Below are 10550 nucleotides of genomic sequence, written 5' to 3'. Positions count from 1 at the left end.
CCGGCCGCCGACTGCCCGGCGGGCCCACGGTGACCCCCGGCCCGCCGGTCTGGCCCGTTCCGCCGGTCTGGACCGTTCCGCCGAGCGCCGCTGCCACGCTGCCGAGCGGGCTGCGTGTGCTCGCCGTCCGACTGCCGACGGTGCCGCGCGTCGAACTGCGATTCACCGTCGATCTCGGCACCGTCGCACCCGAGTTGTCCGCACGGGCGGCTGTCCTTGCCGCCACACTGCTGCGTGGGCTTCCCGGCCGCGACCGGCGGGACATCGAGATGTTCCTCGGCCGCCTGGGCTGCGACCTGGTTCCGGTCTTCCACGGCGGACGGCTCAGCCTCCGCGGCGGCGTGCTGGGCGGCGCACTCGTCCCGCTGCTGGGTGTTCTCGCGCACGTCGTGACCGCGGCGACCCACCCCGAGCCGGAGGTACAGGCGGCCCGAACCGCCCTCGGCGGCCAACTCGCCCTGGCCCGCGCGACCCCCGCGGCGCAAGCCGTCGCCCTCCTGCGTCGCCGGGTGCACGGGGACGGCCCCGCGGGTCAGGAACTGCCGACACCGGAACAGATCGCCGACGTCGCCGCGGAGCAGGTACGGACCCTGCACACCGCTCGGCTGCTGCCGTCGCGGGCGACACTCGTCCTCGTGGGTGATCTCGACCCCGACGCCACGGTGTACACCGTACGCCGGATCTTCGACGACTGGGCCACCACGGGCGTCGGCGACCGCACCGCACGTCAGGGGCGCCCACAGGCATCCGGGGCGACACCGGCGGGCCTGACGGGCACGATCGCGGTACACCCGGCGGCACGGGACGGCCGGGCCCACCTGTGCCTGTGCACACCGGTGGGCGACGGCCCCGTCGGGCCCGCGCTGCACCTGGCCAACGTGCTGCTGGGCGGTTTCCCGAGGTCCCGTCTTGAACTGCGCCTGCGCGACCGGGACGCCCTCGCCTACACGGTGCAGTCATCGCTGGACAGCGGTCCCGACGGCCGGCAGTTGATCGTGCGGGCCGACACGGCCTCGGCGACGGCCCTGCGGCTGACCGACGCGGTCGGCGACGAACTGATGCGCCTGACGGAGCAGCCGCCCGATTCGCGAGAGGTGGCCGCCGTACGGGACTACGCGATCGGCAGCGCGCAGATCGCCTGGTCGTCCCAGGCGGGCCTGGCCGACGCCCTCGCGGACCTCCCGGCCGCCCGGCAGGATCCCGCCGCGCTCGCCGCCCGTCAGCACGAACTGCGACAGACCGACGAGAACTCCGTCGCGGCGATCTGCCGCAGGATGCTCTCCCCTTCCCGGTTCACCGGCGTCCTCGTCGGCCCATCCGCCCCATCCGCCGCCCCGTCCGCCACCCCGTCCTCCGTCGGACCCTGGCGATTGGAGACCCCCTGAGCCACAGACGGTGCAGCATGAAGTGATGGAGAACGTGGAGAACGAAGTGCCGTTGGCCGGCGGACGCATCACCCCAGGCGTCGTCAGGGTCGGCAACACCGTCCGACGGCCGGCCACCGCGTCGTCCCCGTTCGTCGCGCGGCTGCTCGGACACCTTCAGCAGCGGGGCTTCACAGGCGCTCCACGCCACCTTGGGTCCGACGCCGACGGCCGTGATGTCCTCAGCTACCTCCCTGGCTGGGTGCCCGCACGCTTTCAGCACTGGACCGACCGCCAAGTGGCCGCCGCCGGGGCCTTGCTCCGTGCCTTGCATGACGCCACCCGTGGCAGTCGCCTCGCCGGTCCACACCCCGTGGTCTGCCACCATGATCCGGGGCCGAACAACGCCGTCTTCTCAGACGGCTTCCCAGTGGCCTTCATCGACTTCGACACCGCGGCCCCGGGCGACCCCCTTGAGGACCTCGGTTACATGGCGTGGACATGGTGCGTCTCCTCCAAACCCGAAGCACCGACCGCCGCCGCCCAAGCCGCGCAGGTACGCGTTCTCGCGGATGCCTACCGACTCGATGCCGCCTCCCGCGCCCGTCTCATCGACGCCATGCTCGACCGCCAGGCCCGCAACGCCCAATGGTGGCGCAGCCATCTCACGCGCCCAGGCCCCCGCGTCGCCGCCGAAGAACTCCTCACCGAGCGCATCCGCTGGTCCGAGCGGGAGCACACCCAGACGGCGGCCAACCGCAACACCTTCGCGGCAGCCCTGCACTGACAACAGCTAAAGCTGCATGGTGAGTCCCGTCAGGGGCATCGCTGGTGCTCGACGGCGGAACCGGTCACCACCGCGGAGGTGGGGGTGATGTCGAGTCGGATGAGTGTGGTGGGTGTGGCGATGGACGGCAGGAGGTACTGGAGGAGAGTCGCGGCGCGTTGTTCGATGTCGTTGTCGTCGGCTTCGTGGTGGGCATAGAGCTGTACGCCGTGGAAGGCGCTGACGAGCATTTCCGCGACGGGGCGTGGTTCTACGTGGGGGAGGGTTTCTCCGCGCTGGTGGGCCTCGGTGAGAATGGCGGTCACCAGGTTGACCCACAGGGGCAGGGCGCTTCCGTAGTGTTTGCGGCCGGTGGGGTCGGCGGAGAGCCGGGCGCCGGCCCGCAGAACGGGGTCGTGGACGAGGCGGCGGGCGACGCTCATGGTGAGGTCGACCATCTCCTGGAGCTTGATGTCCTGTGCGGGCGGGGGCTGTTCGGTCTGGATTTCCAGGACGCCTTTGGCCAGTGCTTCCTTGGAGTCGAAGTGGAAGTAGAGTGCGCCTTTGGTGACCCCGGCGGTCTGGAGAATGTCCGCGACGGTGGCCGCGGCGTATCCGTGCTCTGCGAAGACTTTTGCGGCTGCCTCCAGTACTGCCCGGCGGGTCTTGATCGCTCGTTCTTGCTGGGCCATCTATGACCTCCCGTCCACCGTGCCCCGCAGGGAGCGGCGCATGAAAAAACCGTCCGGATCGTACCGGATGAGCAGGTCAGTCCGTTGAGGGGCCGGTGCGGGGCCACAGGTTGCCGTCGGCGGCCTCGGTGTCGACCGCGTGCAGCAGCCGTTCGTCGATGGCGTCGAGCGAGTCGACGATGTGGCGGACTCCCGTCTCCCGCATCAGCTGCCGCTGGAAGCTGTGCTCGTAGCTGGTGGGGTGCCCGATGAATGCTGCTCCGAGGGCGCGGGCGGCTTCGGCGACGCGGGCCACGTCGTCAATGAAGAGTGCTTGGTGGCAGGCGAGTTGGAAGATGTCCTCGGTGATTTCCCGGATGCCGGGGCGGAATTGGTCGGTGCACACGTAACGGGGACCGTCGAAGTAGTCGGTGTAGGGGGCGAGGTGGCGGTCGAAGTGGGTTCGTGCCAGCCCGCCGTAGCACACCAGGAGCGCTCCGGTGGCGCGCAGCCGGTCGAGCAGTGCGCGGGCGCCGTCCTGTACCTGTACCGGATGGTCCTTGAGGTATTCCTTGCGCCGGCGGAAGTACGCCTCGACGGTCTCCTCGGGCGTGCTCCCGGGGACGGCCAGTGCTGCGGCGGCCTGGAGTTGGGGCTGTGACAGGAGCGCCCGTTCGTCCTCGGCGGTGTAGGTGCCGCGGAGGTCGGCCACGAACTGGTGGATGACGGGGCTGAAGGTGTCGTTCAGCAGTACCCCGTCGATGTTGACCGCGATGAGACGTATGTGCCGCACAGTCCTCGCAACCGCCTACGTCGGGCCGCGCGGACCTGCCGGACGGCATCTGATGGTGTCGGTGTCTTTCCTGTGCGCTATCGGATGATCGCGCAGTCTGGCACGGGCATAGTAAACGGGCCGTGCGGTTTGTCCCAAGGGGGCGGCAACCCGGACCCGGGGCCGGCGCCGCGGCGGTGTGATGCCCGACTCAGAGGCGGGAACCACCGCTGGCGTCGATGCACTGGCCGGTGATCCAGCGGGATCGGTCGGTAGCGAGGAAGGCGATGATGTCGGCGATGTCGGCCGGGTGGCCGATCCGGTTGAAGACGGACAGGGCGGCGAGTTGCGCGGTCGCTTCGGGTGTGGTCCGTTTCCTCGCGTTCATATCGGTCTCGACGAATCCGGGGCTGACCGCGTTGACGGTGATGCCGCGTGGTCCGAGTTCTTTGGCCAGCGCGAGGGTGAAGGTGTTCAGGGCGCCTTTGGCCATGGCGTAGGCGATGGATTCGGGGTAGGCGATGCGTGTGACGGCCGAGGAGATGTTGATGATCCGGCCGCCGTCGCGGAGGTTCTTCAGACCTCGTTGGACGAGGAAGAAGGGGGCGCGGGTGTTCACGGCGAAGAGCCGGTCGAAGAGTTCGGGTGTTACGTCGTGGAGGCGGGCGGGTCCGCTGATGCCTGCGTTGTTGACGAGGATGTCGAGGTCGGTTCCGGCTCCCTGGTCGGCCAGTTTCTCCTCCAGGCGGGTGTACAGGGTCTCGGCGTCGCCCGGTACGCCCAGTTCGGAACGCACGCGGAATGCCTGCCCGCCGTCCTCGGCGATCAGTTCCAGGGTCCTGCGGGCGGCGGTCTCGTTGCTGCTGTAGTGGACGGCGACCAGGGCTCCGTCGCGGGCCAGTCTGCGGGCGACCGCTCTGCCGATGCCGCGGCTGGCGCCGGTCACGAGCGCCGTTCTGCCGGTCAGTTCACCCATGTGTCATACCCCTCTTGGGCGGTCGTGGCGTCGGCACGGCCGCGGTGAGCAGGCCCGTGGCCGGGCAGTGCGTCCGTCGGCGCGGTGGTCGTAGGCTCAGGACGGCAGGCCGACGGGCCTGGGCACGGTCACGGTCGAGCTGTAGACCTTCTCCTGCCCCTGGTATCCCGTCACGCGTACGGACTCGTTCCGGTCTGGCTCCTCGCCCGGAACACGCTGTGCTTCGAGATAACAGGGTGCGTCCAGCTCCGCGTAGCGCATGAAGTCGGTCTCGATGCACAGGGGCAGCGAGACGCGACCCAACGTGGCGGTCGTCGCCTGCCGGGCGGCTTCGATCAGGGCCATGCCCGGCGCATGGTCGACGGGATGGTCGAAGAGTATGGGGTGACGGATGTCCAGCCGCAGTTGGAAGCGGTTGGTTTCGTCGGTGGGGGACAGCACGACGTCCATCGGGAGCAGTCGGCCCACCGTCTGCGGGGGCAGCGCAGTGGTGAGCGGCAGTGGCGCATGGCCGCGGTCGACGCTTCGGCCCCGCAGGCGCCGGTAGACGGCGGGGGAGGCACAGGTGAAGGCGGCGCTTCCGGTGGCCACGGTGCGGCCGTCGCGGCGGAGCACGGTTTCCAGCCGGCCGGCCGTGAGGCGGCCGCGCTGCTGTCTGGTGCCGGAGATGACGATGCGGAGGTCGATGCAGGCGGGTGCGCTGCCGATGAGAAGCCCGTCGGGCAGCACGCTGACCTTGAGCCTGGACAGCAGGAAGTGGTGGTCCAGGGGTACGCCGAACTCGGTGTGGCACAGCAGGATCCCGGCCTGCCGGATCGTCTCGGCCGCGATCAGCGGATCGTGACAGCCCTGCACGGCGGTGAAGAAACTATGACCGCGGGGCCACTGGGCGGCCACGGTGAAGTGACCGTCGTGGTGGCGTTTCCAGTCGGTGAGCATGACCTCGGCGATGCTGGCGCGGTGGACGTACTCCTTGGGGACGGTGGTTGTCAGGGACGGATGGCCGGAATATCCGTTGCCCATGGGCATCACCGTCTTGCTCCGGGCCACTGGTGCGCTGCGTGTGGAGCGTTTGACGCGGTACGTGCTCGCGGACATGGCTCTCCCCCTGAGCAGTGCTGGTGCGAAGTCAAGAGGTGGGTTTCCCTCGGGCGTCCGAAGATACATACCGTCCGGTTTAATCTCCAGCGGAATGGACTACTTCGGGCCGTGCCGGAAACGGGAAGGCGAATTCTGGACGGAGGCCGGGTCGGCAGGAGCGGTCGGCGCCATCGGCGAGGTGTGCCATGCGCTGCGCGAGGCGTGGGGCGGCTGCGTCCCCGCGGACGCGTGCTGATCTCGAAGGCGGTCATCCCAGCTGCGGGTGACCGCCTTCGTGCCCTCGTGGACGGCTCCGCCGGCGACGGCGTCCGCCGAGGGCGTGTTCCAGGTTTCCCGCCTGCGTCGCGACGCCTGGCACGGCGCCTCGCCGCGTTGTCGGGATCGCCCACGTACGCCCAGTACGAGGACGACCCTCCGCCTTGCGACGCACCGCACCAGACGCCGCGACGCCCGCGCTCCGCGCGGACGACGGGAAACCTGGAACACGCCCTAGCGTGCTCGGACGGTCATCAGCATTCGGCCCGGCCGTACGGTGGCTCTGGCGACCGGCCGGACTGGTTGTCCCGCACTCGGCTCGAACCTGATCCTGCGCAGGATGGTGGCGAGCGCCGTGGTCAGCTCGGTCACCGCGAAATGGTCGCCGATGCATTTGTGCTTTCCTTCCCCGAAGGGCAGGAAGGCACCGGGTGGGAGGCTCGGCGCACCGGTGAGCCATCGGTCGGGGTCGAAGGTGAGCGGGTCGGGGAACAGTTCGGGGTCACGGTGCAGGGCGTGCTGGCAGTACGCGAGATCCGTGCCCGCGGGCAGCACCCATGGGCCCAGGCGGGTCTCGGTGACGGTGCGGCGTGTCACGATCCAGCCGGTGTGGTGCAGGCGCAGCAACTCCCGGATGACCCGGTTCAGATAGGGCAGGCCGGTGAGGTCGGAGAGCGTCACCGGCCGGTCGCCGAGGGTCTCGTGCAGTTCGGCCAGGACACGGTCCTCGACATCCGGGTGCCGGGCCAGTTCGTACAGTGCCCAGGCCAGCACCGTGGCGGTGGTCTCGGTGCCGGCCAGTGCCAGGGTGAGGATCTCGGAGCAGATCTGACGGTCGCTCAGGGGTTCCCCGGTCGCCGGGTCCGGCGAGCGGAGCAGCAGCGAAAGCATGTCCTTGGTGTCGCGCTCCGTGGCACGCAGCTCGGTGACGGCATCGTGGACGGTCGCCCGAACTGCCGCGACGGCTCGGTCGAAGCGACGATTGGCCGGCAGGGGGAGCCGCTGGACCCAGTCGGGCAGCATGATGCGCATGCCGATGTTGTCCATCACCACCACCAGGTCCTGGCGCAGTTGCCGGAACGCTTCCGGCTTGAGGCTCCCGGAGAAGATCGTCTGTGTGAGCATGTCAAGCGATAGCTTGACCGTCGCCTCACGGACATCGAGGGTCTGGCCGGGACGCCAGCTGTCGACGGCGGCCGTCGTCTCCCCGCGCATGATGTCGACGTAACGGGCGATCTCGTCCCGTCTGAAGGCGGGTTGGAGCTGACGCCGCTTGCGAACGTGGTCGTGCCCGGCGACGGTGACCACGCTCTCGCCGAGCAACTGGCCCATCACCTCGAAGAATCTGCCCTTGTCGAGGTGCGGGGCGATGTCTTTGAGCATCGTGAGGATCAAGTCGGGGTCCTGGACCACCAGCGTGCGGGTCCCCGGCTGGAGAGTGATCTCCACGATCGGGCCGTAGCGGTGGCGGAGCGAGGCGATGAAGGCGAGGTTGTCGCGCCAGAGCTGTATCGCGTGCCCCAGGAACGGGAGGGATCCCGAAGCCCGGGGAATGGGGGGAGGCGGTACAAGGGTCACGAGCGATTGCTCCCTTCAGGTGATCATCGCCGGTATGGGTTCCCTACTGTCGCGCCCGAGTATTCGGTCTCGGTGTGTGTCTTTGACCACGCCGCCGGCGCGACGACGGTGTGCTGCCGCCTGCCAGTTGGGGGAGGCTGGTGAGGGTGGTCGGCGTACCCGGCGGGCAAGGAGGAACCGTCCGTCGTGCGCGCACTGCTGGGCGTCGGCCAGGACTGGACAAGCTCCTGGCCGACGGTCCTTTACGGGTACGGGAATTCTCGCCCGTCACACGGCTGCCAGGGCCCGGGCGCACAGACCGGTGGCGGGTGGTGACACCACCGCACCGCGAGTTCCAGAGGAACCCTCCGGTGGGCACACAGGCTCTGGCAACGGTGTAGTCCCGTTCGGTCTCTCGGAACGATCAGAGCACATGCACCCGGCGCAGATGGCGCGCCGAGCCCGCCTCGAAGGCGGTACGCCCGTGCAGCAGGGCGTGGTTGTCGGTGATGACGTAGTCGCCGTCCTGCCAGGTGTGGTGGTAGGTGACCTCGGGGTCGTACAGGCGCTTCTCGCTGTCGGCGAAGAACGCCTCCGGGGTCAGGTCGTCGGGCAGCCCGTCGACCTCCAGGAACAGCGGGCTGAGGTACACAGCGGGGTCGAGCGGTTCGGCGTAGCGCAGGATCGGCTCCCCGGTGTGCGGGTGCGGCTGGACCAGGTCCGCGGTGATGTGGCCGCCGTAGTGCGCGGTCTTCTCCTTGCTGTAAGTGATCTTGATGCCTTCCCAGGTCCGGCGAAGGGGCTCCGGCAGTGCGTCGAGCACCAGGCTGGTGTCGCAGAAGACAGTCCGGCCGCCCGCGACAGGGGCCTTGACGCACTGGAAGATCTGGTGGGCGGGAACGTGTTCCGCGAAGGCGCCGTCCCAGTGATACGGCACGGGGCCCGGTGTGAACACGTAGTCCTTGGGGCTGTCGTGCACTTCCAGATCGAGCACATCCCCGAAGTTCCAGGACAGCAGCGGCCCCCAGCGCCGCGCGTACTCGACCAGCTCCTCCTTCTTCTCGAAGGGGTTGAAGCCACGCAGCACCACGACCCGGTGCTTCCGTACCAGCTCCTGGAGCTCCTCGGGCTCCACCAGGCCGAGTTCACGGTCGGTGCCGGCGGGTTCGAGCAATGCGCCGAAGGGCTTGCCCGGTGTGACGGAGAGTGGGCTCATCGGGCTGCCTCCTGAAGCAGCAGTCGGGACGTGTGGACGGCCTGCGGGGCGATGAAGTGGCTGGGCCGGCCGCCACGCATGACCACGGTCGCGCCGAGCCACTCCGCCTCCTCCCGCTTGACAAGGCGCACACCGTCGCCTTCGTCGAGTGCCACGCCGTGCCACGGCGTGAGCCAGTTGTCACGGGTGCGGAGCATATGGACGCCGATCTTCTGGGAGTGGGCGGCCTGCGGATGGATGGAAAGCCGCAACGCGTCCGGGAAGGAGTCCTGGACGAGGCCGCTCCACGCGTCACTGCGCTGGACCACCTGGTAGGCGAGGGGCTTGCACTCCTCGCGGACCTTGTTGCGGCTGAGGCCCTCGCTCAGGGCGAGCCGGTCCTCGAAGAGGAACCGGTGGATACCGTCGAAGATGGACCGCGCCGCGGGATCCTGCCGCGCCCGGTCCCGGATCTCTTCGAGGGAAAGGGCGTAGCGGCTGGTCAACTGCTCGCGCTGCTCGGCATAGTCGCCACTTTGGAAGGCGTCGCCGAGCCCGTATGTGTTGATCGCGTCGGAGCCGATCGCGTCGAGCAGAAGCTCCAACTCGATGCGGTAGTCCGTCACGTCCTGGTCATCGACCCCGACCAAGTCGCTGAAGACGTGGCCGTCGGAGCATATGGTGATCCGCGCCCCAGGCCCGTAGTGGTGGCTTACGTAGTCGCAAAAGGACTGCAGAAACTCCAGGGAGAGGCGCTCCGCAAGGTCGGGGAGCTTACCGAGGACCTTCTGCCGGTTGGCGGACTTGGCGGGGAAGGCGGGCATCACGAAGTGAATGGGCACCCCTTCCTTCATGAACCGCTCGACCTTCGGCCGGTGGGTCGCGAAGCACTCGTCGCACGGCTGCTGCGCGCAGGGATTCGCCGGGCCGCCGGCGATCCGCCGGAACGAGAACAGCAGTCGAAGTATCTGATCTGCGATTGAGTCGGACATCATCATCCTTGACGGAATACGGCAATTCATCAGCGGACGCGGATGATCGGACCGGTGTCGGTACAGCCGCCATACGGTGCGGCTGTCCGTCGCCGGGTGCCTCGCGCGGCCCGATCGCGGTGGATCGCCGGGAGTTCACCCGGGCCCCACCGATTGCATGCATGTGACACCCAGGTTGGCCGCTGCGACCTCCAGCGCGCTTTCGGTCCTCGCCGGCGGCGGAAGCACCCGCCACGGTGTGCTGACCGCCACGAGGTGTTGACTGCCACGAGGTGTTGACTGCCACGAGGTGTTGACCTCGAACGGCGTGCGGTCGAACTGAGTCTTCGGGTTCGCCTCGGCCAAATCGACCAGCGGGGGAACGAGACCGTTCTCACACTCGCCGTTCGGCAGGGAGCGGCAGGCCAGGTGGACCGCGACGGGGGAAGTGGAGCCGGCGGTCACCGCGTTGACGCTCGGGACGCCCAGCCTCGGCTCGCACGAGACGGTGGGGCGAGACGGTCGGCCCCGTTACCGAGACTGACCGTCATCCGATCCGCCGTCTGGATGCGGTCGGGCTGGGAAGGATTCCAGGCCCCGCCCGTGCTGCGGATCCGGGATCTCGGCTTCTTCGGGCGTGAACCCGAAGAACCGCATGCTTTCCACGCCTGATTTCAGAGGGGAACAGTACGCCACTTCATCGCGGGCACCAGGTAGCCGACAGTCGAGTTCGACAAGCGCGAACTTCTGGGCGTTGCGCATTTCTCTCCAGGCGCTTTCGATGGGTGGGGTGGCGAGGATCGACTTGCGGTGGAATGGGTGAGGTCCGAGGAGTTTTCACGGGGGGTTCCGTCGGCCTGTGCAGACGTTCGGCGACGCGACCGAAAAACCGTGGGGTCAGGCGGATTCCCGTCGCGCGCCG

The 10550-nt window shown here is 68.7% G+C and carries 10 protein-coding genes; 2 read left to right on the top strand and 8 right to left on the bottom strand.

Going from position 1 to position 10550, the window contains the following annotated elements; all coding sequences use genetic code 11:
- Positions 1-1385, top strand: a 1385-nt coding sequence (locus tag ACWEKM_RS15750; protein ID WP_451621734.1) for a M16 family metallopeptidase, incomplete at its 5' end; no start/stop codon positions are given.
- 25 nt (positions 1386-1410) lie between these two features.
- Positions 1411-2151: a phosphotransferase family protein gene (locus tag ACWEKM_RS15745; protein WP_451621733.1), complete on the top strand. Its 741-nt coding sequence runs from the start codon at positions 1411-1413 to the stop codon at positions 2149-2151.
- A gap of 29 nt (positions 2152-2180) precedes the next feature.
- On the opposite strand, the gene ACWEKM_RS15740 is transcribed toward ACWEKM_RS15745, so the two are convergent.
- The 8 genes from ACWEKM_RS15740 to ACWEKM_RS15705 form a co-directional block, all read right to left on the bottom strand.
- On the bottom strand, positions 2181-2822 hold the full coding sequence (locus tag ACWEKM_RS15740; RefSeq protein ID WP_451621732.1) for a ScbR family autoregulator-binding transcription factor: 642 nt from the start codon (positions 2820-2822) through the stop codon (positions 2181-2183).
- A gap of 76 nt (positions 2823-2898) precedes the next feature.
- A complete protein-coding gene (locus tag ACWEKM_RS15735) occupies positions 2899-3594 on the bottom strand; it encodes an HAD family phosphatase (protein ID WP_451621731.1) in 696 nt (231 codons plus the stop codon).
- 190 nt (positions 3595-3784) lie between these two features.
- Positions 3785-4549, bottom strand: coding sequence for an SDR family oxidoreductase (locus ACWEKM_RS15730; RefSeq protein ID WP_451621730.1), 765 nt, complete (start codon positions 4547-4549; stop codon positions 3785-3787).
- Positions 4550-4645: 96 nt separating this feature from the next.
- Entirely contained in the window at positions 4646-5647 is a 1002-nt protein-coding gene (locus ACWEKM_RS15725) for a ScbA/BarX family gamma-butyrolactone biosynthesis protein (protein WP_451621729.1), read from the bottom strand.
- Between the two features lie 492 nt (positions 5648-6139).
- On the bottom strand, positions 6140-7483 hold the full coding sequence (locus ACWEKM_RS15720) for a cytochrome P450 (protein ID WP_451621728.1): 1344 nt from the start codon (positions 7481-7483) through the stop codon (positions 6140-6142).
- 403 nt (positions 7484-7886) lie between these two features.
- The gene (locus tag ACWEKM_RS15715; protein WP_451621727.1) at positions 7887-8678 is read right to left on the bottom strand and encodes a TauD/TfdA dioxygenase family protein; all 792 of its coding nucleotides are present in this window, start codon (positions 8676-8678) and stop codon (positions 7887-7889) included.
- Positions 8675-9649 carry an L-tyrosine/L-tryptophan isonitrile synthase family protein gene (locus ACWEKM_RS15710; RefSeq protein WP_451621726.1) on the bottom strand — a complete coding sequence of 325 codons (975 nt, stop codon included), beginning with the start codon at positions 9647-9649 and terminating at the stop codon, positions 8675-8677. Before ACWEKM_RS15710 ends, ACWEKM_RS15715 begins: the two co-directional genes overlap by 4 nt.
- 135 nt (positions 9650-9784) lie before the next feature.
- Complete coding sequence (locus tag ACWEKM_RS15705; protein ID WP_451621736.1) at positions 9785-10117, bottom strand: beta-ketoacyl synthase N-terminal-like domain-containing protein; 333 nt, start codon at positions 10115-10117, stop codon at positions 9785-9787.
- Positions 10118-10550: the final 433 nt, after the last annotated feature.

Source organism: Streptomyces sp. NPDC004752, from assembly GCF_053601275.1.
The sequence above is the reverse complement of the archived record's forward strand: the minus strand, read 5'-3'. Positions and strand labels throughout refer to the sequence as shown.

What these genes read in the sequence shown, in the direction of transcription:
- ACWEKM_RS15730 (WP_451621730.1), bottom strand. Translation starts at nt 4,549, where the DNA reads ATGGGTGAACTGACCGGCAGAACGGCGCTCGTGACCGGCGCCAGCCGC.
- ACWEKM_RS15745 (WP_451621733.1), top strand. Translation starts at nt 1,411, where the DNA reads ATGGAGAACGTGGAGAACGAAGTGCCGTTGGCCGGCGGACGCATCACC.
- ACWEKM_RS15710 (WP_451621726.1), bottom strand. Translation starts at nt 9,649, where the DNA reads ATGTCCGACTCAATCGCAGATCAGATACTTCGACTGCTGTTCTCGTTC.
- ACWEKM_RS15715 (WP_451621727.1), bottom strand. Translation starts at nt 8,678, where the DNA reads ATGAGCCCACTCTCCGTCACACCGGGCAAGCCCTTCGGCGCATTGCTC.
- ACWEKM_RS15740 (WP_451621732.1), bottom strand. Translation starts at nt 2,822, where the DNA reads ATGGCCCAGCAAGAACGAGCGATCAAGACCCGCCGGGCAGTACTGGAG.
- ACWEKM_RS15725 (WP_451621729.1), bottom strand. Translation starts at nt 5,647, where the DNA reads ATGTCCGCGAGCACGTACCGCGTCAAACGCTCCACACGCAGCGCACCA.